The organism is Psychroflexus torquis ATCC 700755, from assembly GCF_000153485.2.
In the GTDB taxonomy this organism is placed as follows: domain Bacteria; phylum Bacteroidota; class Bacteroidia; order Flavobacteriales; family Flavobacteriaceae; genus Psychroflexus; species Psychroflexus torquis.
Genome location: NC_018721.1, coordinates 2,955,041 through 2,978,484 on the forward strand (window position 1 = coordinate 2,955,041; position 23,444 = coordinate 2,978,484).

Below are 23,444 nucleotides of genomic sequence, written 5' to 3' on the forward strand. Positions count from 1 at the left end.
CAACCTGCAGATAACCCGACCTGATGTGTTATCTGCAGGTTAGCATCAATTTGAAAAAAATGACAATGAAACACTTACTATTAGGTTTTATATTTGGAATATCAATATCACTTATATCTTGGATAGTCGGAATGGTACTTAACGGTATTCTTGTTAAAACTGAATACTATAAGAAACTATCAAATCTGAACTTTATTGAAAGTAAAGCTTTAAATAAAAATATCGGAATCGGTTATTTTAAGTGGATTGTGAAAAATACGTTTTTCAAATTTTTTAATCAGAAAATTAAGTTAGAAAACAGAAAAGTTGATTTGACCGAAATTCGAAATGAGATGACTCTTTCAGAAATAAGTCATTTAATCGGATTTATTTTTGTGACAGTTTTTGCCATTTATAAAAGTTTTACACTAAGCTTAGTATTTGGACTCACAATGATGATCCCGAATATTTATATGAATTTATATCCTTCATTATTACAACAGGAAAATAAAAGACGAATCAACAAATTAATGAAACGAAATATAAAAACGGAAGCTAACCCCCTATAAAATTAATTGCTGGTTTTAGCCTATTTGTCAATCCTAAAGCATCGGGATTCGCGAACTTTCTACCTGTATTTTATTTGCTAATTTAATGCATAAATTTTGTAACTAATTTTATTTACAGAACAACGGTATCTACAACCTAAAAAAAATAATTTGTAACATTTTGAAATTCCTTGTCTCTAAATGAAAACTAAAAGGAAACAAAATGAAAAAAACATTAACAGTACTCGTATTTATAGTAACTACACTAATCGTTAACTCTCAAACAATTTATTCAAAAGCATTTGGCAATCCAAATGATAAGCCGCTCATCTATCTTCACGGTGGACCAGGATATAATGCTGTAGGTTTTGAAGCAACAACAGCTCAGAAACTTTCGGAAAATGGTTTTTATGTCATTTCTTATGACAGACGTGGTGAAGGAAGGTCACCAGATAAAAATGCAAAATTCACTTTCAATGAAACTTTTGATGATATCAATTTAATTTACGATACATTCAATTTGACATCAGCAACCCTAGTAGGACACAGCTTCGGTGGTGTAATTGCAACCTTATACGCAGAAAAACATCCAACTAAAACGAAATCTATTATTCTTGTCTCAGCACCGTTATCCATGCAAGAAACGCTTTCAACCATATTAAAATCATCAAAATCAATTTACATTAAAAATAAAGATTCTGTTAATCTTAATTATATAAGTATGTTAGAAAAAATGGATAAAAATTCTATTGAATACAGTTCATACAGCTTCAGTCACGCTATGCAAAATGGATTTTATTATCCAAAAGAGCCAACCACAGATGCTTTAAATATCTATTCAACCTTTAAAACAGATAGTTTGCTTATAAAGTATGGTTCAAAAATGACTTATAAAGCACCAAGAGGTTTTTGGCAAAACGAAAAATATACAATGCTAGATTTAAGTGAAAATCTAAAACAAATAGTAAAGAATGGCACACCTGTTTTCGGTTTATATGGTAAAGATGATGGTTTGTTTTCAGAAAGTCAAGTCAGAACTATTGAAAATTTAATTGGAGAAAATAATTTGGAATATCTGTCCAACTGTTCTCATAACCTCTTTATAGACCAGCAAACCAAATTTATGGACGCATTAAAAAAATGGACTGAATAATGAATTTTGAAACTATTTATAAAACATATTGGCAAAAGGTTTTTAGGCTGTGTATGGGATATGCAAATGATACAGATGTAGCGAAAGATTTAGCCCAAGAAACCTTTATAAAAGTATGGAAGCAATTACCCAAGTTTAGAAACGAATCTTCTATTGGAACTTGGATCTTTAGAATTGCATCTAATACCTGTTTGCGTCAAATTCAAAAAGATAATAAGATGCCTAAGTCTGAATTACCATTGGAGATTAAGGATGAAATTTTAGACACCAACATAGAAGAAGATATACAGTTATTATATCACTGTATTTCAGAACTACAAGAAGTAGAACGAATCATCATATCCTTGGAACTAGAAGATATGAATCAAAAAGAAATAGCTGAAATTGTTGGTTTGTCTGAAGGTAACGTTCGAGTTAAGATTCACAGAATAAAAGAAAAATTAACACAAAAATTCAAGAAAAATGGAAACTAATATAGATTTAAAAAAAATATGGAACACACAAAAGATAGAGACTCCAAATGTGGAAATTCTTTATACCAAAGCAAATAAACTAAAAAGTAGAAGCTTTTTAAAGCTAGTAATGGTCAATATTTCACTTTTACTAACCATTATATTTATTGGTTTTATTTGGTATTATTATCAACCTGAATTAGTAACGACTAAAATTGGAATCATATTAACTATGTTAGCGATGCTTGTTTTTTTGCTACCTTTTAGCAAACAATTTTCTTTACTGACTAAGACTAAGACAGAACTCAATAGTAAGGAATACCTTCAACAACTTATAAGGTTAAAGGAAATGCAAGTATACCAGCAGACAACGATCTTAAGTGTCTATTTTATACTTCTTTCTTTAGGAATTGGCCTCTATATGTTTGAATATGTTTCTAAAATGACAATGACTTGGGGAATAATCACTTATGCAATCACCGCATTTTGGTTTGCGATCAATTGGTTTTATTTAAGACCTAAAGCAATTACAAAACAAAATGCAAAACTGAATAAGCTATTAGTTGAATTTGAGAAATTAAATAATCAAATGAATAACTAAAAGGCAGTATACAACGCTTTTTATAAAAAATAGCTGTCTAAATGCTGAAATGAAAATGAAATTTATAAATGTAATGTCAGTTTTAAACTGAAAGGGTAGTGCCTTAAAATCCGCTACTTTTTATGTACTAAATTTTAGCGACAATTGTTTGAAAATGAAACACTTCAAAGCAATATGTAATAAAATGAATGCTGATAAACATGGAATGTTTTTTAACCAATTATATCAAAATGATAATTGATTGAAAAACTATATGAAAAAAGGAAATAAATTAGGTGTGGGAATAGCAATTGGAATTGGAAGTGCAATTGGAGTTGCCACCGACAATCTAGGTTTATGGCTTGGTGTTGGAGTAGCAATAGGCATCGGAGTCGGAAATTCTTTAAAGCAAAAGGGCTATAAAAAAGATAACAATAAATCTTAAAATCATAGAAAGTAAAAAGTAGTTAAAAAAGAAACGAGGTAAAAAACAACTCTTTTCTTATCAATTTTGAGACACCAGTCCTATAGACTCAAAGATTCACAACTTCATAACAAACTGATAAACAATAGGTTTTGCAACTCCGTTGGTCTTTCAATGCAAGGTGATTGAAGAGCTATTGGAGGCTATTAATCAGGAATTAAATAGCATATTAATATATGTTTGGAGGTTATTATTTAAGTATTTATTAAAGTCTACTCCGGTGTTAAGATTTAAGATTTAGATTAATTACCTCTGAGATTTCACCGTTTATTAAAGTTTTTTTAATATTAAGACTTTTAAGACAATAAAAAAATCACTAAATTTATACTATTGCTATAGTATAAATAACACAACTGGTTTTGTTATCTCAATGTTAAGGCTAATTAAAATGAGAACAATAAACTTCATATTATTAATAATGATCCTTATTTCAGGTTGCTCTGAAAAGAAAGATTCAAATACAGTTTCTACAAACCGAGCGACAAAAGAGGTAAGTATAAAACTTCCAAAGAAGGATTCTATAATTACAGCAACGAACCAGTTTATTATTGTTTCTCATAATTATGACTTCGAAAAAGATTATTACGGAATCATAATAAATGAATTCACTTTAAAAGGGACCAGTTTAGAATCAACCAAAGATTATGTGAGTTTTGGAAAATTCAAGGATGTATTAATGGGTGGTAAATACAATACATCAGGAGCAAACTACCCTGTACAATTAAATCTAGCTAAAACTAAAGTCTATTTATCCATTTATAGTGCAGATGAAATGGAAGGAACCTTTGATTACAACAAAATTTTAGAGTATGACATGGAAAATGACTCTGTCCGCGAGATATATTCCTTTTCAGATTACTTTTCTTCTTGGTATTTATCTGAGTCAAACAACAAAATATATGGATTTGACTATACTAGTAAATCTTTAGTATCTATTGACACAGAAAATTCAAATCTTGATACTTTATATTCCTCAACTACATCTTTTGAAGAAATTGAATATCATTTAAGAAGTAATGGGGCTCTCGATATTATCACATTTGATCGAGACAATGGAGTAACAAAATTTAATGTAAACTTAAAAACTAATGAACTGATTATAACTGCACTTCTTCCGTTGAACTCCTTTTCTAGCTACAAGAGCGGATTTATAGTGGAGACCTTCAAGGATTTCAAAAATGATATTGAAGAACTAAGAATTTACAACGGTTCAAATAAAAGATCGATTCCATTTGATTTTGAAAACTTCAAGACCTTTTGGATTAATGACTCGGAATTCATTGTAATAAAGGAAAACCTCATTCAAAAGATAAATACCGATCTAGAAATAATGAATGAATTTACTTCGAAAGATATACATGTCATAGATGTCACATCTAAAAGTATAATTATTTCTTACACGGAAAATAGTATCAAAAAAGCTGGTTTTCTAGATCTTGACTTTAATAATCTAGTTGAAATATCAAGTGTTGAACCTAATAAAATAGTATTGATTAAAGATAAATAACATCGCCCTAACACTATGTATAGTGCATAGCACCCTACGGGATGCTATGCAATATACACTAACCGTTATCTACAATTTGAAAAAAACAACATTCTATATATCATCCATAATTCTGATTTTAACTTTAGGGTGCAAAATGGAAAATAAAACTGATTTGAAAAAATCTGAGATATTAGATGCTCAAAGAACAATGGAATTAATGACGCAGATTTTAAAAGACGAAAGCGAAGGCTATCTACAATCGAGTTGCATAACGGAAAAACCAAGAGCAATTTCGCATCCAGTGGTATCGAATTTTAACAAATATGTAAAAAATAATTTAAACATAATAGACACTGTTCATTTCAAACTTCAAACAAGATTATATGCTAAATTTAAGTTCACCTCGGATTTAGTTCCCAATAAGAAAATTATAACACAAAAACAATTTGAGGAATTTGAGAAAAAATCTGAAAATGAAGGTTTTCGATTTTGGGATTGGCTTGACACGAATTGTGAAAAAGGATATTGCTCAATAAGTAAACCGATATTTAATGAAACATATGATATGGCATATGTTCAAATTGGAACAGTATGCGGAGGATTATGCGGTGGTGGAGAAGAAAGAATTTATGAACTTCTTAACGGGAAATGGACTGAAAAAGAAAGCCTTGGAAGTTGGGTAAGCTGAACAAAAAAAACGGTGAGCAACAAAGAACTGTGGTAAAAAACAAGTAAAAACCCATTAATTTTTCGCCTAAGTACTTCCATAGGTACCATAGTAGATCAAACCTGATTTAGCTATTGCAAAGGCTTATTTTAACAGGGTATTACAGACTGCTATTAGTGCTAGTTTTTTACTCTTTCCTTTGGCAACTATTCGCTCGTAAAGATATCTACAAGCCTTGTTGTATTTATACACATTAACACCATGTAAATTTAATTGCTTCTAGCTTACTTACAAGTGTACTAGGGGACTTTCTATCTGTGATTTATTTTTAACTTCATTACTTAAACACGAAACTAACCATACATATCACACTATGCTCAATTAAAAAATTTCGTTTCATTCCACAATTATAGTTAAATGATTTTATCTTTGATACTATCAAATGATATTATCGAAAATGAAACCACCTTACGAAATAACATCTTCTATTTTAAAATTAATAACTTCTATTTCAGAAAAAATAGGAGAAGTAAATGCCAATTTACTAAACAAACCTTCTCCTAAATTAAGAAAACAGAATAGAATTAAAACTATTCATTCTTCTTTAAGAATTGAAGGAAACACACTTACTGTAGAGCAAATAACAGCGCTTATTGAAAATAAAAGAGTTATTGGTCCAAAAAAAGATGTCGTTGAAGTTTTAAACACCATAAAAATCTATGAAAATTTAGATACTTACAAGCCATTTAACGAAAAGTCATTTTTAAAAGCCCATAAAAACTTAATGGAAAACCTAATTGAAGATGCAGGAAAATATAGGAAACAAAGTGTTGGAATTGTAAAAGGTGCAAAAATAGAACATGTAGCTCCACCTTTTGGAAATCTTCCTTACTTAATGAAAGACCTTTTTAAATACTTAAAAAAGTCAGACGAAATTGAGTTAATTAAAAGTTGCGTTTTCCATTATGAAATGGAGTTTATACATCCTTTTTTAGATGGAAATGGAAGAATTGGAAGATTATGGCAAACTCTAATTTTAATGGAAAAATATCCAATCTTTGAGTTTTTACCTTTCGAGACTTTAATTAGTAACGACCAAGAAAAATATTATAAAGCTTTAGCAGAAAGTGATAAGTCTGGAAAATCAACAAAGTTTATTGAATATATGTTAGGAGTAATTGATATGTCAATAAGTGAATTATTGAATTTTAATAATCGGACGTTAAATGAAAAAGACAGATTAGAATATTTTGTTTCTTTAAATAAAATCAAATTTACGAGAAAAGACTATATGGTTATTTTTAAAGATATTTCTTCAGCAACTGCAAGTAGAGATTTGAAAAAAGGAACAGAGTTAAAAGTATTCGAGAAAATTGGGGAACTAAATAAAACGATTTATAAACTAATAACTACTTACACTAACTAAGAATATGAGATGCCGATAGACCAACATTTCGAGAGTCTCACCAGAGTTCGCTATATGATTTGTTGACTGATCTGCCGTCTTTGATAAGGGGGAATTCGATAAGTTGGCAAGAATCTTACAAGGAAAAGGTTTTTTTAGAGTGCTTCGCATCCTTTTTTTTCAAATTGGTGTAAGCAAATTGCACAAGAGCTATCTCTAATTATGAGAGGTGAAGGCTTATGATGTATTCAGAATTACAATCTAAACTCTAGTAATGCATAAAAGGTTCTTGGCTGGCTGGGTATAATCCCTGGCCCTGGATAGCCTGTGGCGCGTCTTGTAAAATAACTATTATTCAGGACATTATTAACACCCGTCTCTAGTGTAAATTGATTGTACGTATACTGAAAAGAAGCATCTAGAATTCCATAAGCAGGAATTTCTCCTACAATACCGCTTGGGAGTGTAAAATCTCTTTCGGCATTTGAAGCATCTGTAAACTGAGAACTTAAGTAGGTATATTGAATACTTCCTAAAAAGTTTTTATACCCAAAGCTCATTCCTGTCTTGAAATTTACAAGAGGAATAAATTCTACCTTGTTGCCAGTTACATTATTAAAATCTGACCTTATATATTCACTTTCAGTTATCGACAAATTAGAAAATAAATTAAACTTGTAATCTTCTTTTTTGAAAAAGGTTTCGTTGATGTTCCAATCCACAAAAGACTCTATTCCATAACTTACTGCATCTCCTATATTACTTCTAAATAGATCTAATCCCTGGCCCACTACCCCTAAACGATCAGTATAGCTCAATAAAAAAGCACCAATATCATAACGCACTAAGCGTCTAAAAGTTCCTCTTGTACCTATGTCAAAGGTGTATCCATTTTCATCTCTAATGTTTTCATCAATGATTAGGGAAGGATTGTCAACTCTAATATCATCAAAAGTTACTGAACGATAATTTTGACTCACATTTCCGTAAAACTCCATGCTTCTTGACGCATCATAGCTAATGCCTAGCCCAAGCAATAAAAAATTACGCTCAAAATTCCTGTTTTCCTCTATGGTTTCATTTAGAATGGGGTTGCCTGCGTTATCCAGATTGATGTTTTTATAAAACCCCTCCGCGTTGGTGTTAATATATTCGAAACGGGCTCCTGGTGTTACTTTAAATCCTTCTGCAATATTGAAAATTTGCTCCCCAAACAAGGCGATATTGGTATTGGGGAATGTGAATTGATTTTGACGTTCATAATCTGGAAATTCATCTAAGGCAAAGTTAAAGTCGGCATCACTATTAGTTGTTCCAGGGCCTTGTTGAGACACGTTATTAGACTGATAAAATTTTGCTCCCAGAAGTGCTGTTGTTTGCATATCAAACAAACTATATTCCGTTAAAAATCTACCCTCAGCTCCCCAGTTTTTAAAAGCACCTACAATAAGCTCCCTAGGCGCTTCTAGGTCATCTACTTGCGAGACTCTGTTTTCTCTAAAACCAACCGATTCCCTAGAAGCGTCTAAAGCAAAAATATTTAGGCTAGCTCTAGTTTTTGTTGAAAAATCATGGGTGAGTTTTAAGGCATACAATTTCCAGTCTACCTCAAACCAATTACGTGTTCTGTTGCTAAAGCTAGGATCTTCTTCAAATTGAGCGTCGGTTAAACCTCCGGGTTGTTGGGCCAAATAATTTAAAGAGGAAAACTCAAACACCGCTTTGGTTTTTTCTGAAAATTGATACCCCAGGTGTGCAAAACCTGTAAAGGATTCAAATTGAGAATTAGGTCTGAAGTCATTTCCATTTTTATAATTACCGAAGGCATAATAGCTAAATTTACCTACTGTGCCACTCACGCTATTAAAGCTTGTAAACAAATCATAACTCCCCACAGACTGCCTAGAAATCCATTCTATTTTTTTGTTGGGATTGGGTTGTTTTAATTTAAAATTAATAAGCCCGCCAAATTGCGTACCGTATTGTAATGAAGCGGCACCTCTCACTATTTGGATTTCTTCAAGTGCCTCAGCAGGTGGTGTATAATAACTCTCTGGATAGCCTAGCACATCTGCGCTAATATCATAGCCGTTTTGACGGGTATTAAAATTAGCTGTCCTATTCGGGTTCAAGCCACGTGCGCCAATATTTAGTTGTAGCCCTGCATCATTATTTTCATAAATATTAAGCCCCATTACCTGTGCATAAATTTGGCGTGCGTTTCCGCTAGCAAGATTTACGGTAAGGTTATCCACCACGACGACTTCACTTTTTTTACCCGCATAAATGGCAGTACCTTCTACATCTCTCAATTGTTTTAAAGCAAAAATCCTTTCTTTTCTCTTAGTAATAACGACTTCGCTTAAAGACTCGCCCAAAGGTTGTAATTCAAAATTAAGTCTTGTATTGGTATCAATTTCTTTTGATACTTCAAAAACATCAAAGGCAAAGGCAAATGCCGCAATAGTGTAGGTGCCCGCAGGAAGATTTTGAAAAATATATTCGCCGTTTTCATTTGTCTTTACTGAAGTAGATAAAGTTATATTATATACCTCGGCATTGGCAATAGGTAATTGGTCTATGGCTGAATCTATGGTGCCTGAAATGCTGTATTGGCCAAAAGCGTGAAAATTTAGAACTAATAAAAAAATACTGATTAATATTCTCAATTGCATAAAGTTTTATTGTGATGATTTTGACTCTTGTAGCTAGATGGCTTCATTTTTAGAAATGTTCTAAAAACTCGACTATAGTCCTTCTATTTTATCATTAAATGGCAAAAGCCAATCTTTTGGTGCAAAACTATTTTTTACTTGCATTAAATCTATCTTGGGATCAATATAGGGTTGACTCAATCTACCATTCAGCGCGACATAACTTTCTACAAATACCGCTATGTTTTTATGACCTTGTGATCCAAAATGGGTTCCTAAAAAGTGAGCGTATTCTAAAATAAAATCGGGTTGGGTACTCATTTGTTTTTCTTGGAAAGGGGTTAAAAAGTCCCTATTGTCTATGGCAAATTGTTTTCCAGATTGGGTGTCTTTTACCGTAAATTGAGCATAACCTGCTTTTTCCATCAACATGACTCGCCATGAAAACCGATAGCCTTCTTCAGTCCAAAATAGCTCGCCAGGATAAGCAAGATAACGCCATGGTACAAGGGCTTGGATGCATAAAAAAACAGCTATAGTGATAGGGGCGATTCTTGAAATTGATTTTTTTGTTGAAAAAGAAGCTAACGCATCTATTTTTTCTTTTGAAATTTTAAACAACCTACTTATAAAAGCAAGTATTTTATGATGTACGGACGCATCAAAAAAGATGAGCGCGCTCACAATCATGACGTAAGGGAAAATACCGATAGGAAACAGCACTCTGGTTAACACATGAAAGACAACCACTACAGCAAAAGCAAACCAGCGGGTGCGTTTATAGAATAACAAAAAAGGGATGAGTAAATCGTAGCCTGCACCTCCATAACTAAACGCGTAATGCACCCATTCCTGTTGCATTAAATCCCCTAAGAGGGGAATATCATATTTTGAAGGTAACCATATTTTGAGAGGCATAGCTTCTACTAACCAATCGCTATTGAGTTTTGCTAAGCCCGCAAAAAAATAAACAACCGTAAGCATTACCTTTAGACTATCTATAGTCCATTGAGGAACAGTAAATGAAGCTAGTGACCTATTGCGATAAGCATCAACAGAAAAATAACGATGAGCTGGAAGAAAAATCATCATAAAACTCACACAACTCACAAAGTAATAATGATTGAGGTAAGTGGTTTTATCCATCAGTTCTATATAGGTAAAACTCAAGAAGAAAAGGATAACAGCTATTCTATATTTAAAGCCTAAGGCTACACATAAAGCTGAAATACCACAGACGGCGAATAGTCCATAGGTATAGATTCCCAAGGGTTGTATCCACTCAAAACCATAATAACTAAAAGAAAAGGAAGGCTGAAGGTATAACTTATCAATCCATCCATAGGACCAAAAGCGTATGACACTAAAGAGCATCATCACTCCAAAGAAAACGCGAAAGACCGCCAAAGGGGCGGCCTCTACTTGCTGCTTATAATATGTTGTGAACGTGTTGTTCATTAGTCGCCGTCAGCGTCTACATAGTCCACATCAATGCTTAATGCTTGTAACATATCAACTTTGATAAAAACGACGTTGCGTTGCAATTCATTATAGGTTTCTAACATTTTATTGTTATCATTTTCAATTTGGATAGTAAAATTGTCATTTAAGGTTTTAGCCTTTTCCTCAGCAATATTAAATTGTTGATTGATCAAAACACTTAAATCGTCCCCTTCTTTAATGGTGTTTAAAAAATCTAAATAATCCTTAAAACCAATTCCTGCGGTAGTCCCATCAAAATGCTCTCCATTAAAAAAGTTTTGTGTGGTTTCTATAGAAGCCAACAAAAGCTCTTTGGAAATATCACCTTTATAAAGTGCCTCTACATTTTGTGGTAAAGGATCGTTAGAAAAAATACCTGCTGGAATACCTACCTTTCCTGCACGAAGGGATTTTTCGTAATAGTAAATAAAATCATTAGTCAATTTATCTACAGACCCATTGGCTGAAGAAGCTATATTTGCAACAAACGAATCTCTAAATGGACCTGTCCAACTTGTAATTACTTCTTCTGTTAGTGAGTGAATCGTTTGTGAAACACTACTTAATAGAGTTTTATAAGAGTCAGCATTGGTATGAGTTGTGAAAAAACCTAGAGTTTCTTCATTGGTCTCACCCAAACCATACAAGAGGTAATCTAAAGCGGGGAATCCTTGTGCATCAAACGAAGATGGAAGTGCAAAATTGATGTTTCCATTTTCTATATAATCATCAATTTTTGAGACATTGGTAGGATAGGCATTTAGCCTAATTCTATAATTAATTTCCTCAGCTTTGCCTATTTCAAATAGCGACACCTCTTGAAAACTTATATAGGCATTAAACCAACTGGATTGTAAGGATTCTAAATTAACAGTAGTTGGATCATCTACAAAGGTCTGCGTTGCTACTTCAAGAGCACTTGTTTTAGTCCCAAAATCAGTAAAAGAAGGAATAATGATGTTATCCGCCCAATTAGTTAACATTACGCCACGATCAAAAGTAGGATTTGATCCTTCATCTGGAGTTACAGTATCATCGTCAGAACAGGAGTACGTTGCTAATGCACCTAAAGTTAATAAGGTTACTATAATATATTTTTTCATTTTCATTTTCATTTTTTTTTGGTAAGCGAATTAATCATTATTTGCCTCTTCTACAGTGAAATCGAACCTTGCAGCTATTGTATTAGAAAGCTCGTCCAAAGTTGCAAAAGAGATATCCCACAAGCCATTATCAGAACTTTCAAGCATTGTTGTTAAATACCCATCAACTTCTTCGCTTGAAAAATTAGGCGCGTTTGTGTCTGGATTTCTAGTAAAACGCAAGCTGTAAATAAACCCATAGCCTTCAGATAGATCGTGAAGCGCTGCTCCTAAATTGCCATTGTCGAATTGAACTTTTGCAATTTGTAAATAGTATACCGCTCTAATGCCAATCATTTCTGAAATTTCTTTACGGACTATTTCTGCTTGCTCATCTCTTAGTTCATAATCTTTAGCTACAATAGCCGCACGACCTAAGGCAAAAGCATTAAATACTCGTTGAGGAGCCTCTTCAAAATCTGGATCTCCTGCTTGACGTCCCAAATATTTATTCAAATAGTTGTCATCATTACCAACAGTAGCCAATGGGTTTGCCGCGTCTGGAGCATTTCCGAAAATATAACCATAGGCTTCATCCCATTTGTGCTCCATAGTTGTATAAGGCTTTCCTTCATCTGTAATATCATTAGTGTTGTTTTCAACATTTTGTCCAGCATCTAAAACAGCTGTGCTAAAATAATTGTTTAACATTTGGTCTGTCATCAAAGCACCTAACAATCCTTTTACAAAAGCTTGATCGTATTCTAGACCCTTGGCACTAACGTATCTTGTAGTTGTACCTTCAGCAATCTGACCAGCAACTCCTATCGACGCTTCAGTATTCCAAAAAGGAAAGACACTATTCACTTGACCTGCAATAAAATCTTCAAAGTCTTGTTGTATTTTTGCAGATTCTACAGTGTTAGAGGCAAAGAAATCGATTGAAGCAGCTACTTTACTTTTTATATTTTTACCTGAACTGTTCAGCGCATCATTAGAAAAATTATTAGCACCTTCTTCGTGGGCGTACATCCCATTTAAAGATTCGATTGTACTACTGGATGGATCAAAAAAGGCAGGAATCATTTCTTCAGCCATTTGTAGTCTAGTAGTTTGACCACTAAAACTTACTGTAGACTCTCCGTCACGTTCAAAAACATATTCCGTTGGTGTTGTGATTTCATTTTGAGTCTCAGGAATATTATCATCATCATCACAAGAGAAGAATATAAAAGAAGTTAGAGCTAAGGGGTACAAAAATAATTTTTTCATTTAAAGTTATTTAGAGTGAATATAAATAGTTGACTTATAAAAGCACAAAAATAGATATAAAACTGACTTGCGCAAATTTATTTAGATTAAATCTTAATAAAAATAATGTTAAACTTCAAACTTGTTAGAGTTAATAAGTCTTGAACTATTCAGCTAGAGCTTGCCTTTTTTTAGTTTTAAAATTTAAATATAACCGATGTAATTATGGGTTTAAATAAAAACAGTTGAAGAATTCAATAGTGGTGGAAGTTGACCTATATTGGTATTGAACCTGATATTATAACTTACCCCGACAATTTGATATTATTTAAATACGTCGAGAACTTATTTAAATGCTGTGTCAATGAACTTCATTTTGGAAAAGCTAAACTAAAGGTTTTTGTAAAGTAAATAATTGATTTTTATTTGTTTTAATGATGATAGAAGTCATCTATTTTAAATGATTCCATTATTAATTTTATCTTATTTTTTTTAATATCCACGAGCAGCCATGAAAGAATTACGCTCTATATTTTAAGAGAAAATGAGCTTACCACGAATATTGAAGCCAATTATTCTGGAATCTATAGGTCTTTGGAAGAAAACTTAATTATGATTTCAGCGTCTAGTCAAACTCATGTTGATAAGGTTGTCATGCAGGGCTATTTTGAGAGTTTAAAACAATTATTGATGCATCATTTTTAGTGGTTAATTAAAAGTCTCTTGGATAAAATGTTTGAAAGTGTTAGTTTAGATAACAATAAAAAACATCCTAAATAAATAGATCCCTTTTACTATAGATTTGAATAGGGTTTAGCATGGATGTTTGGTAAAATATTAAAATGGAAATCAATACAATTCCTACCTATTCAGATATATTTAACGAACCAGAACCAGATATTGATTTTCTACTTAAAGAAATTCCTTCAAGTATGATAATAACTCTTTTGAGTTATATTAATTCGGAGTTATATTTAAATAGTGATAATAAAACACAAATAAAAATATTTCAAAAAGTAACTGAAAGATTTGATTTCACAATAAAGACTGAAATTTATAATAGCCTAAATAGATTAATCCAAGAAAACCCTAGAATTAATATTTTCACAATCAAAATAAACCTTGAATTTATACATTATGTTCTAGTCAATTGTGAAAATTTTGATTATGAAGATTCCACTCCAGAAAATGAATTGAATTTTTTTAAAGTATATCTATTAATTACAAATATTGTAACCGAAAAATACAAACCAAAAGATTTGAGTCAAAACCCCAAAAAGGATCAATTTTTTAGAGAGTATTTATGGCCAATAATTGTTGACCAAATTGACATTAATCAAACAGCAAACCCAGTTGTTAGTTTAATAAAAGGATTAAATTTATTAAATTACTTCAAGGAAAGTGAATATTCAGAAAATGTAGATATATTTCTTAGCAAAAACGGTGAAACTGATATTTGGAATTATATACTTAAATTATTGAACTCAAGTTTCGCACCTATTATTCACAGGGTTTAATTGGAATAAAATAGCATGAAAACCAAGGGGAACCCCTGGTTTTACTGTATCTTTAAGTAACTAAACACAAAGTACAAAACATGTTACAACACGAATATATTGCAAAAGTTCAAGAAATAAAAGGGAAGTTTAATAAGGTTTGGTTTAATTCAGACTATTTACGGGCACATCTAAATATTTTAGGCTTCAATAGAATAAAAAAACAATTCAGTTGGTGCAAAAAGGCGGGTTTTTCATTTGAGGATTTGATCGCTACACTCTTGATTTTGCCCCTTATTGGAATTAATTCTATTTATGGGCTTACAACTGACAAAGATCCAGAACTTAATAAATGTGGAAAAGATTCATACTATCGAATCTTGGCAAATCAAAAAATTAATTGGAGAGCTTTTTTGGCCCAGTTTGTAAAGCAATATCTATTGAAAGATGAACTCTTCACGCCCTCAGCAGACCCTACAAGATGCTTGATCTTTGATGATACTGATCTTTCAAAAACAGGAAAGACTATTGAAGGAGTCTCAAAGATCTACAACCATGTGTCAAAGACCTACTATTTAGGTTTCAAGCTACTTGTGGCTGGGTATTGGAACGGAAGTGTTTTTATCCCCATTGATTTTAGTCTGCACCGTGAGAGCAAAACCTCAAGATTAAAATATGGTCTAACCGCAAAGCAGCGTAAGGCCCAAAAGAAGACACCAAGATGTAGTAAAACAGTTGCGGCAAAGAGGTATAGGGAACTCAATAAAAAGAAAACAGACCTAGTAGTGCAAATGTTTTCTAGGGTTGTAAAGCGTAAAATTCCTGTAGACTATATTTTAATAGATACCTGGTTTACAAGTGTGGGATTACTTAAAAAGTTACGAAGTATTTGCAGTTCAACCCATATTATTGGGATGTATAAATACAATAGTAAAATTGAAGTCAGGTCAAAGGTCAAAACTTTAGCACAACTTAAAAAGCAGAAAGCAAAGCCCAAGCGCTGTCGTAAATTCAATTACTACTACCATCATTACATAGCTGAAATTGATGGGCTCAAGGTTGCTCTCTTTATTTCAAAACGTGGGAAAAACGGCAAATGGCATACGTTGATGACAACCGAAACAGCGTTAAAATTCGTAAAAGCAATTGAAGTATATAGTATTCGATGGTCAATTGAAGTCTTTTTTAAAGAAGCCAAGCAGCTCTTTGGCCTTGGAAAGTGTCAGTCTACCAATTTTGATGTTCAGATTGCACAAATAACAATTGCAATGACCCAATATCTGCTTACAAGTATTCGGTACAGAATGGAGGCTTATGAAACCATAGGCGGATTATTTAAAGATTTAAAACAGGATTATATTGAAAATAAGCTGAATATCAGAATATTGGCAGTTGTCAACTTAATTCTAATCATTTTGGAAAAACTAGTAGAATCAATTGATATTGAACTTATTACATCCAAAATAATAGAGGATATTGAAGAATTTGGGTTTCTAAAAAATACTCATATCTTTAATTATCAGGGTGTTAAGTGAAATTAATTAGGTGCGAAACTTGAGTTATTGAACTTATTACAAAATTCTTGGAATCAATTGGATTCAGAATTTCCATCATTTTTGATTAATGACAATGATTTATTCCATTCATTATTCGACACATTTATTTTAGATGTCGAAGAATACAAATTGAAATTTAAAAATGGAAGTGATAGTTATTCAGGATTAAAAGAGTGGCCACTTTTAAAAAACAAAAAGAAATTTATTGTATTAAACTGGAATTTTATATCTAACAAGCTTTATGAAGGTTTGATATTTGATTTTTACAAGAAATCAGGAATCAATAATAATCCGAAATTTAAAAATTTCACCAATTACAAGAATCTTATTGCTAATAAAGTAACAGAAAAAAGACTTTTTGAAAAAATTTTACCAAAGTATTTAAAAGGAAAAAATACAGTTTTGAAATTTGATGAAAATATTATACAAGGATTTCCTGATGCATATTTCAGAAGTGGAAAATATATATTTTTATTTGAAATTAAGGATGCATATTTTTCTGCCGCTGCTGTGAATTCTTATTCGCATATAAAAATAAAAGAAGAAATTGATAAAAAATATAATACCAAAAATAAAGGAACAGGACAGATAATTAAACACTTAGTAAAATTAATAAAGGATCCTTTTGAAAACAAAACATACAAAGAATTAAATATTAAAATAAAAAATTTGGTCATCTACCCAGTTATTATTTACACGAGTTCTATTTTTGAATCACCAGGATTCAATAAGTATTTAATTGAAGAATTTGAAAATAAATTAAATGAAAATAACTTGGACAACTCTTTTGGTCAAATTAAAAATTTAACATTTATGAGCCTATCTTTTTTAATTAATAATCTGAGTAATGCCGATAAATTTATATTCAAAGATATAATTGATAATTTTCATAATAAAGTTAAGGAAATAGAAAAAAAACACAATAAAACAAACAATATTGATCTGCTAAATAAGTCAAATAATAACTTTGAGTATTTTTCAAAAGATTATTTATTAAAAAGGAATGTTGTTATGTCAAAACCTATTTTTAAAGAAGCCGTTAAAATTTTAGAATTAAAAAATACTTAGCCCTGCAATGAACTGAGGGAAAAAACAATACTTTTCTTTATTTATTTTTGAAAATATTCATTGAGGTTTTTGGATTTATAAACTGGATCTACAAGTTTTTTTTTGGTTGTTATTCAATTATTTCACCCCAAGAACCAAAATATATGTTTCATCATATGGTCTGCCTGATTTTGCAATGACAAAAAATTGCTTGAGTAACTTGTTGGCTACGACGATTAAGTCTAGCCTCCATATTTTGCCTTTGATCACAATACGCTTGCAGAGCTCTCTACAAGCCTTATTGTGTTTACAGGCGTTAAAAATACACATGGATAATCTGTTACTCAGTTTTTAATTTCCTATTTTATTGATGGTGCTACGTCCATTTAAACTACTTCCACTTTTATATTCACTGGTGTTAGACCTGCATAACTCACTTCCATTTTAAAATGGTCAAAGCCATCTGTCAAGACAACCAACATTACAGCTGTTTTATTCCCGATCCTTGGTTTTTTTTTTAGGCGCGTTAAAACATCTTGATGCTCTTGTTTGGTCAATACTCATAGTTTGCCAAGGTTTTTATCTTCATTTGAACTTGTTTTAAACTGCTTTTAAAATAGGAAAACACCTTTATTCAACTAATTATATTTGAAAATAAATAGTGTCCCTGAAAATAATTGTGGATAAAAAGATGACTAAGACCTGCGTTTGCCCTTTAAGTAAAAAGATTAGTGAGTAGTGTTGGTGTCTTCGTTGGGTTATAAACTTGAATGCAGAATTTACAGTGGTTAATTTAGAGTCTATTGAATAAAGTACACAAAAGTGTTAGTTTAGTTGAAATACAAACAATTCCTTTAGTTTGTATGTACCTTATGCTTAAGATTTGAATAGGGTTTATATGGATGTTGGCAGTAATTTAAAAAATGACTAAACAAAGAAATTCAGATAATCCGAGCGAAGACGGCTTCAGATATCACAAAAGTGATTATAGAGAACGACATCGATTTTGGGCGGGTCAGACTTTGACTCAATTTGGTAATGCGAATAACTTTTTCATAATCATTGGGTTCGCAATATTGGGCTATCTGGTGAAAGAATTCGATCAGTTTTCAAATCTCGAATTCACTTGTGAATGGGAGAAATTTAATTCTAAGGCAACTTTCTTGATTGTTTCGTTGATTCTCACACTTCTATCATTGCTATCAGGAACATTAACAATGCTTTCAAGACTTTATGACTTAAGGCTTACAAGAGACATCAACACAATTAGAATTAAGTCCTACTCTAAAAAATATGATTACGACAATGAATTACCCAATGATTATCTTGATATAAAAGGAAAATTAAAGTTCCTGGAATTTCAAATTGCGTTATTCAGAAAATTTTGGGGAAGCATTTTTAATAATGGATACTTCCTAAATGACAAAGACTTAGAAAACAGAAACGACCGACATAGAAAGTTCTTGGATTTGCGTGAGAGAACTCTGATGCTTGGACGATTTTCTTGGATTTCTTTCAAATGGTAGATTTTATGGATTTTATTGGCTATCACAATATTCATAATATTCTGGAAATAAAAAACTGCTGCTAACAAAAAATAAAACCCATTGAAAACGGTTTTTATTTAGCCGTTATTTAAAAAACGAGATAACAGACACGACAACTTACAAAAGTGGAAACCAGTGACCATTTAAGAAACGGGATGTTAAGGCAAAGCCTAATTAGAAGTGAAAATTAATAAGATGAAATTATTTTAGAAATACAATTGGACAACGGAACAATACTACCATTACATGGATAACACTTTTAATACTTCCTTCTGGCAGTAGGGCAAAACATATAATTAATAACGAAGATGATTATGATAATTGCTGGTATTGAAAGCACGATAAACATAGAACTCAATAAACCTGCAATTATAATTGTTAAAGCAGGTATAAGGACTGTTATTAATGTGACAGGTGAAATGGCATTGCCAATTTCACAAGCAGTTTTAATTGCTGGCATTGACAATACAGTGAATGGGTTGACAACTCAAAATCGGGGGCGAATAATTTCAGCACATAGAGATGAATTTGACCTTGGATCAATAGCCTGTTTTGATAAAATTGAAATTGGTAGTTAATAATAACAAAGAAACCAGTCCATAACAGCACACAAGAACTAATCATTCATGTGGTCGGTTCAGTTTGTGCCGTATTTTCGGTAACTCAACATGAATGATCCGATCATTTGGGGTTGAATGGACCGACTGTTTGTAAATGATTCTTTGTGGATTATTTGATTTTTGCGGAATAGTCATTAAGTAGTAAGACGAGTACTTTTTTTTATTGCGTAGTTCATTACAAACCTAAGCCTATTCAAATTTAATATTAACTTCGAATCAATAGTTCTTTATTTATAGTTAAATATTTCGTATATTTATAGATGGAAAAAATAGACTTAAGGAGTGTTTCTGATCAGGAAAGAGGTATAATTCGAAGGGATGCTGTAAAAATGATAAAACGTGGAGATAAAAAAAAAGACATAGCTCTGTTTTACGGTGTTCATGTAAATACTGTTAGAGATTGGTGGAAGCTTTACAATAAAGAAGGTCATAAATCTTTGTCATATCAAAAACGAGGAGTCAAATCAGAAGATCGAAAACTACTCAATAAAGATCAAGAAGCTGCAATCCAAAAAATGATTATTGATGTAATGCCCGATCAACTAAAGTTAGATTATGCTTTGTGGACTACAAGGGCAGTAAGGGATTTGATAGCAAGAGAGTTTAGTATTACAATCGGAAGAAGAGCTGTCGGTAATTATCTCAACGCTTGGGGATTCACGCCTCAAAAGCCAAAAAAGAGAGCTTATGAACAATGTTCCAAAAAAGTTCAAAAATGGTTAGACGAAGAATATCCAGCAATAAAAGAGAAGGCAAAACAAGAGAAGGCAACTATTCATTGGGGGGATGAAACGGGTGTAAAAAACAATAATCATCATGGACGTTCCTATGCTCCAAAAGGAAAAACTCCTGTTAAAAAACATATGTCGAAGCGGTTTTCAATCAACATGATTTCTACAGTTACAAATCAGGGTTTAATTCAGTTTATGATATATAAAGAAAATATGAACTCAGATGTATTTATTCAATTTTTAGAACAGCTCATCAAATCGCAAGAAACCAAAGTATTCTTAATCCTTGATAATTTACGAGTCCATCATAGTAAAGTTGTAAAGAAATGGGCGGAAGAAAATGGCGAAACCATAGAACTATTTTACCTGCCATCATACTCACCTGAGCGAAACCCAGATGAATATCTGAATTGCGATTTAAAGTATGGACTCTCGGATAAACCGGCACCAAAAACACAAGAAAAAATGAAAGAAAATTTAGAGAATCATATGAAAATGCTTCAAAATGATAGCGAAAGGGTAGCAAAATATTTTAAACATGAGAGCATCAAATATGCTGCATAAAATTAAAGATCTTTAAGTGCGAGGTTAATAAGTCAGGTCCCTTGCTATACGTTGGTTATAATGTCTTCAGCAATATTTTTGACTTATATAACTCGGGGTTGCCAAGACAGCAAGCTGGCTCGTTCGCTTTTGGTACCCCTCCGCCATACAGTTAATCAGATATACTGGCCTACGAGGATAGCTAAGTAGGTTCTGCTTTTTTTACATAAAATAAATCACAGGTCATGGGTAACTAAAAATATGCCCTTTGTATATTTCAATAAATATCAAACTAATCACAAATAATATTTTTAAATTACGATTTAAGATTTTTATTTAATTTTTCAAGTATGAACAAAAAAGATAAATCAATAATACCTTTAGAACAAAATGCCTTTATAAGGCTTGAAAATTCAATGGTAATTACCAATGAAATATTAAGTTGTCAAGAATCTCGACTTTATAAGCTCGATTGGGATTTTATTATAAGGCATAGAGTTTTTTTTAATGAATTTTTATCTTCTTGTTACCCTTTTACAGAGAGAGAAATAATAGATTTTATTGAAAACATTGAAATGGGAGGTATGTTTTACTTAGGTGAAGAAATAGATGAAGAAATAGATGAATTTATTTATTTTTTTGGATTACTCTTCAATAACAAAATTGAATTTTCAAAAAAAATTAAGAATATAATAGAAAATAATATGCAAGATGATGGCTTAAATGAAAAGGATATGCCGAGAAATAAAATTGAAAATATTGAAAGAGATAAAAAGGGGTGGAAAGGGATAATACTTGAAAAATTAAATAAAAAAAAATACAGTTGGGAAGAGGCTGAAAACAAATTATCAAATATAGATAAACACTTTAGTCGTGTTATTTATGATAAAAAATTTAATAGTGAGAGGATAATAAAGATTATAAGAATAGAAGGAGAAGCACGAAGTTATATAGCAAATCAATTCTTTTGTGAAGCTTTATTTAATAAGATAATGATAGATATTGATGATTTTAGCATAAAAAAGTTTTACCAAATATCTCAGTAATGGTTATAGAGTCTTTATTTGAAAATATATCTGCAAGGTTAAAGCAAGAATTGTGGAAAGCTGATAAAAGCATTTATATAGCTATGGCTTGGTTTACAAATGTTGATATATTTAATGTCATAAAAAACAAAGCACGGAGTGGTTGCACCATAAAAATTATTGTGAATGATGATGATATCAATAAATCAACCATAGATTTTGATAAATTTAATGAAGATAACCTCGAAATTTTCAAGGTTAAATCTATTGGCAATTTAATGCACCATAAATTTTGTGTTATTGACAATAAAACTGTTATTTCTGGATCTTATAATTGGAGTAATAAAGCAGATTCAAATTTTGAAAACATCATTATAAACCAAAACGACAATGTTTTAGCTAGTCAATTTATTAATGAGTTTAATAATATCCTTCGCAAGCATTTTCCCGACCATACCATAAATAAGGCTGATGATCCATTTGATAAAATTATCTTGAGGATGGAGATATTAAAGAATCAAATACTTCTTGGTGATTCAAATGAGTTGAAAAATAATCTAGTTATAATTGAAGAGTACAATAAAACTTCAAATATTAATCTTGATAAGCTAATTGATTTAATAAAGAAAAAGAAATACACAAGGGCAAACATAGAAATACAAGATTTTATTTCAAATAGCAGAAAGCTTGTGTCATTTAATAATCCTATAATTTCTTCATTAGAGCTTGAAATTAAATATTTAGAAAATCAACTTACTGCTTTTGAGAGTGAGAGGATAGAACTAGAAAAAATAATATTAGAATTTCAAAATCGTCATGCCATAGAGCTCGGAGAAATAATACTTGAAATACTAAAACTTAAAAAAAATAAGCACAGGAACAATCAGGAAAAATTTAAACAAGCAGAAAGAGATGAAGAAAGATATCAAGAACAATATAATTTTGAAAAGAAAAATGAAATAATAAAATTATCCAATGAACAGAAATCAGAAATCAAAAAAAAATTTAGGAAAGCTACTTTCTTATGTCACCCTGATAAAGTAAATGATGAATTTAAGGAACTTGCTGAAGAATATTTTGTGAAATTAAAGAGTGCATATGACTTAAATGATTTAGGTAGAGTGTGTGAAATTCTAAGTGAATTAGAGAGTAATAATTTCTTAAAATTAAATTCTGAAAAAATCACTGAAGTTGATTTGCTTAATTTAAAAACATCCAAATTAAAGAGACAGATTGAACACATTCAAAATGAAATAATTTCAATTAAAAAAAGTAAAACATACCAAATCGTATATCAAATAAAGGATTGGGACGAATATTTTCAAGAAACAAAATTAAAACTCAAAAATGAACTTGATTATTTGAACAAAGAAATTAGTAATTCTTAAACAGACTTTAGTTTACATCCTCAAAAAGAACATTGATTTTTATGTAAAATTTCACTACCAACTTAAACATAGAATGATTCATTGTTAGCCTCCTCGCCTTTAGCAAATAGTTCATAAGGATCTATACCATTCTTTTCGATTCTTTTAATGTAATTAGTACTTAACAATGAACTCATTTTGTGCTGTCACCATCAATTTCTGTAAGAACAAAGAAGTAATAGTATTCATCAGTTTTCTTGCTAGTAGCTTTCTTCAAAACGCTAGT

General features: G+C 31.3%; 21 protein-coding genes and 1 pseudogene. 16 read left to right on the forward strand and 6 right to left on the reverse strand.

Features of this window, described 5'->3' with window-relative positions:
- Nucleotides 1–65: 65 nt before the first annotated feature.
- The 7 genes from P700755_RS12700 to P700755_RS12730 all read left to right on the forward strand — a co-directional run bounded on the left by P700755_RS12700 (nucleotide 66) and on the right by P700755_RS12730 (nucleotide 5,373).
- Nucleotides 66–548 carry a glycosyl-4,4'-diaponeurosporenoate acyltransferase CrtO family protein gene (locus tag P700755_RS12700; RefSeq protein WP_015025056.1) on the forward strand — a complete coding sequence of 161 codons (483 nt, stop codon included), beginning with the start codon at nucleotides 66–68 and terminating at the stop codon, nucleotides 546–548.
- Nucleotides 549–750: 202 nt separating this feature from the next.
- A complete protein-coding gene (locus P700755_RS12705; RefSeq protein WP_015025057.1) occupies nucleotides 751–1,680 on the forward strand; it encodes an alpha/beta fold hydrolase in 930 nt (309 codons plus the stop codon).
- Nucleotides 1,680–2,153, forward strand: coding sequence for an RNA polymerase sigma factor (locus P700755_RS12710; RefSeq protein WP_015025058.1), 474 nt, complete (start codon nucleotides 1,680–1,682; stop codon nucleotides 2,151–2,153). The genes P700755_RS12705 and P700755_RS12710 overlap by 1 nt, the downstream gene beginning before the upstream one ends.
- Nucleotides 2,143–2,733 carry a hypothetical protein gene (locus P700755_RS12715; protein ID WP_015025059.1) on the forward strand — a complete coding sequence of 197 codons (591 nt, stop codon included), beginning with the start codon at nucleotides 2,143–2,145 and terminating at the stop codon, nucleotides 2,731–2,733. The genes P700755_RS12710 and P700755_RS12715 overlap by 11 nt, the downstream gene beginning before the upstream one ends.
- 241 nt (nucleotides 2,734–2,974) lie before the next feature.
- Entirely contained in the window at nucleotides 2,975–3,157 is a 183-nt protein-coding gene (locus P700755_RS12720; RefSeq protein ID WP_041758362.1) for a glycine zipper domain-containing protein, read from the forward strand.
- Nucleotides 3,158–3,584: 427 nt separating this feature from the next.
- On the forward strand, nucleotides 3,585–4,703 hold the full coding sequence (locus tag P700755_RS12725; protein ID WP_015025061.1) for a hypothetical protein: 1,119 nt from the start codon (nucleotides 3,585–3,587) through the stop codon (nucleotides 4,701–4,703).
- A gap of 136 nt (nucleotides 4,704–4,839) precedes the next feature.
- The gene (locus P700755_RS12730; RefSeq protein ID WP_211206083.1) at nucleotides 4,840–5,373 is read left to right on the forward strand and encodes a hypothetical protein; all 534 of its coding nucleotides are present in this window, start codon (nucleotides 4,840–4,842) and stop codon (nucleotides 5,371–5,373) included.
- A gap of 126 nt (nucleotides 5,374–5,499) precedes the next feature.
- Here the strand turns inward: P700755_RS12730 and P700755_RS20815 are convergent.
- Nucleotides 5,500–5,598 (reverse strand): annotated as a pseudogene (locus tag P700755_RS20815) (IS110 family transposase); the annotation flags it as partial.
- Nucleotides 5,599–5,809: 211 nt separating this feature from the next.
- Between P700755_RS20815 and P700755_RS12735 the strand changes: the two are divergent.
- A complete protein-coding gene (locus P700755_RS12735; RefSeq protein WP_015025063.1) occupies nucleotides 5,810–6,778 on the forward strand; it encodes a Fic family protein in 969 nt (322 codons plus the stop codon).
- A gap of 233 nt (nucleotides 6,779–7,011) precedes the next feature.
- On the opposite strand, the gene P700755_RS12740 is transcribed toward P700755_RS12735, so the two are convergent.
- The 4 genes from P700755_RS12740 to P700755_RS12755 form a co-directional block, all read right to left on the reverse strand.
- Complete coding sequence (locus tag P700755_RS12740; RefSeq protein WP_015025064.1) at nucleotides 7,012–9,432, reverse strand: carboxypeptidase regulatory-like domain-containing protein; 2,421 nt, start codon at nucleotides 9,430–9,432, stop codon at nucleotides 7,012–7,014.
- 72 nt (nucleotides 9,433–9,504) lie between these two features.
- Nucleotides 9,505–10,869, reverse strand: a complete 1,365-nt coding sequence (locus P700755_RS12745; protein WP_015025065.1) for an HTTM domain-containing protein — start codon at nucleotides 10,867–10,869, stop codon at nucleotides 9,505–9,507.
- Complete coding sequence (locus tag P700755_RS12750; RefSeq protein WP_015025066.1) at nucleotides 10,869–12,002, reverse strand: imelysin family protein; 1,134 nt, start codon at nucleotides 12,000–12,002, stop codon at nucleotides 10,869–10,871. The genes P700755_RS12745 and P700755_RS12750 overlap by 1 nt, the downstream gene beginning before the upstream one ends.
- A 24-nt stretch (nucleotides 12,003–12,026) precedes the next feature.
- Complete coding sequence (locus P700755_RS12755) at nucleotides 12,027–13,247, reverse strand: DUF4856 domain-containing protein (protein WP_015025067.1); 1,221 nt, start codon at nucleotides 13,245–13,247, stop codon at nucleotides 12,027–12,029.
- 821 nt (nucleotides 13,248–14,068) lie between these two features.
- Between P700755_RS12755 and P700755_RS12760 the strand changes: the two genes are divergently transcribed.
- The 3 genes from P700755_RS12760 to P700755_RS12770 all read left to right on the forward strand — a co-directional run bounded on the left by P700755_RS12760 (nucleotide 14,069) and on the right by P700755_RS12770 (nucleotide 17,346).
- Entirely contained in the window at nucleotides 14,069–14,743 is a 675-nt protein-coding gene (locus P700755_RS12760) for a hypothetical protein (protein ID WP_015025068.1), read from the forward strand.
- 80 nt (nucleotides 14,744–14,823) lie between these two features.
- Entirely contained in the window at nucleotides 14,824–16,257 is a 1,434-nt protein-coding gene (locus P700755_RS12765) for an IS4 family transposase (protein ID WP_015025069.1), read from the forward strand.
- A 27-nt stretch (nucleotides 16,258–16,284) separates the two neighbouring features.
- A complete protein-coding gene (locus tag P700755_RS12770; RefSeq protein WP_015025070.1) occupies nucleotides 16,285–17,346 on the forward strand; it encodes a hypothetical protein in 1,062 nt (353 codons plus the stop codon).
- Nucleotides 17,347–17,711: 365 nt separating this feature from the next.
- Here the strand turns inward: P700755_RS12770 and P700755_RS21120 are convergent, their stop codons facing one another.
- Complete coding sequence (locus P700755_RS21120; protein ID WP_157609298.1) at nucleotides 17,712–17,882, reverse strand: hypothetical protein; 171 nt, start codon at nucleotides 17,880–17,882, stop codon at nucleotides 17,712–17,714.
- Between the two features lie 366 nt (nucleotides 17,883–18,248).
- Here P700755_RS21120 and P700755_RS12780 point away from each other — a divergent pair, with 366 nt between their 5' ends.
- From P700755_RS12780 to P700755_RS12800, 5 genes are all read left to right on the forward strand, one after another.
- Nucleotides 18,249–18,851 carry a hypothetical protein gene (locus P700755_RS12780; RefSeq protein WP_015025071.1) on the forward strand — a complete coding sequence of 201 codons (603 nt, stop codon included), beginning with the start codon at nucleotides 18,249–18,251 and terminating at the stop codon, nucleotides 18,849–18,851.
- 329 nt (nucleotides 18,852–19,180) lie between these two features.
- Nucleotides 19,181–19,450: a hypothetical protein gene (locus P700755_RS12785; protein ID WP_041758364.1), complete on the forward strand. Its 270-nt coding sequence runs from the start codon at nucleotides 19,181–19,183 to the stop codon at nucleotides 19,448–19,450.
- Between the two features lie 302 nt (nucleotides 19,451–19,752).
- On the forward strand, nucleotides 19,753–20,787 hold the full coding sequence (locus P700755_RS12790) for an IS630 family transposase (RefSeq protein WP_015023751.1): 1,035 nt from the start codon (nucleotides 19,753–19,755) through the stop codon (nucleotides 20,785–20,787).
- Nucleotides 20,788–21,116: 329 nt separating this feature from the next.
- Entirely contained in the window at nucleotides 21,117–21,812 is a 696-nt protein-coding gene (locus P700755_RS12795; RefSeq protein WP_015025073.1) for a hypothetical protein, read from the forward strand.
- Nucleotides 21,812–23,179 (forward strand): phospholipase D-like domain-containing protein, encoded by a 1,368-nt coding sequence (locus P700755_RS12800; protein WP_015025074.1) that lies wholly within the window; start codon nucleotides 21,812–21,814, stop codon nucleotides 23,177–23,179. The genes P700755_RS12795 and P700755_RS12800 overlap by 1 nt, the downstream gene beginning before the upstream one ends.
- Nucleotides 23,180–23,444: the final 265 nt, after the last annotated feature.

What these genes read in the sequence shown, in the direction of transcription:
- P700755_RS12725 (WP_015025061.1), top strand. Translation starts at nt 3,585, where the DNA reads ATGAGAACAATAAACTTCATATTATTAATAATGATCCTTATTTCAGGT.
- P700755_RS12735 (WP_015025063.1), top strand. Translation starts at nt 5,810, where the DNA reads ATGAAACCACCTTACGAAATAACATCTTCTATTTTAAAATTAATAACT.
- P700755_RS12755 (WP_015025067.1), bottom strand. Translation starts at nt 13,247, where the DNA reads ATGAAAAAATTATTTTTGTACCCCTTAGCTCTAACTTCTTTTATATTC.
- P700755_RS12705 (WP_015025057.1), top strand. Translation starts at nt 751, where the DNA reads ATGAAAAAAACATTAACAGTACTCGTATTTATAGTAACTACACTAATC.
- P700755_RS12795 (WP_015025073.1), top strand. Translation starts at nt 21,117, where the DNA reads ATGAACAAAAAAGATAAATCAATAATACCTTTAGAACAAAATGCCTTT.
- P700755_RS12790 (WP_015023751.1), top strand. Translation starts at nt 19,753, where the DNA reads ATGGAAAAAATAGACTTAAGGAGTGTTTCTGATCAGGAAAGAGGTATA.
- P700755_RS12740 (WP_015025064.1), bottom strand. Translation starts at nt 9,432, where the DNA reads ATGCAATTGAGAATATTAATCAGTATTTTTTTATTAGTTCTAAATTTT.
- P700755_RS12745 (WP_015025065.1), bottom strand. Translation starts at nt 10,869, where the DNA reads ATGAACAACACGTTCACAACATATTATAAGCAGCAAGTAGAGGCCGCC.
- P700755_RS12700 (WP_015025056.1), top strand. Translation starts at nt 66, where the DNA reads ATGAAACACTTACTATTAGGTTTTATATTTGGAATATCAATATCACTT.
- P700755_RS12710 (WP_015025058.1), top strand. Translation starts at nt 1,680, where the DNA reads ATGAATTTTGAAACTATTTATAAAACATATTGGCAAAAGGTTTTTAGG.
- P700755_RS12715 (WP_015025059.1), top strand. Translation starts at nt 2,143, where the DNA reads ATGGAAACTAATATAGATTTAAAAAAAATATGGAACACACAAAAGATA.
- P700755_RS12760 (WP_015025068.1), top strand. Translation starts at nt 14,069, where the DNA reads ATGGAAATCAATACAATTCCTACCTATTCAGATATATTTAACGAACCA.
- P700755_RS12800 (WP_015025074.1), top strand. Translation starts at nt 21,812, where the DNA reads ATGGTTATAGAGTCTTTATTTGAAAATATATCTGCAAGGTTAAAGCAA.
- P700755_RS12785 (WP_041758364.1), top strand. Translation starts at nt 19,181, where the DNA reads ATGATTATGATAATTGCTGGTATTGAAAGCACGATAAACATAGAACTC.
- P700755_RS12750 (WP_015025066.1), bottom strand. Translation starts at nt 12,002, where the DNA reads ATGAAAATGAAAAAATATATTATAGTAACCTTATTAACTTTAGGTGCA.
- P700755_RS12765 (WP_015025069.1), top strand. Translation starts at nt 14,824, where the DNA reads ATGTTACAACACGAATATATTGCAAAAGTTCAAGAAATAAAAGGGAAG.
- P700755_RS12780 (WP_015025071.1), top strand. Translation starts at nt 18,249, where the DNA reads ATGACTAAACAAAGAAATTCAGATAATCCGAGCGAAGACGGCTTCAGA.
- P700755_RS12730 (WP_211206083.1), top strand. Translation starts at nt 4,840, where the DNA reads ATGGAAAATAAAACTGATTTGAAAAAATCTGAGATATTAGATGCTCAA.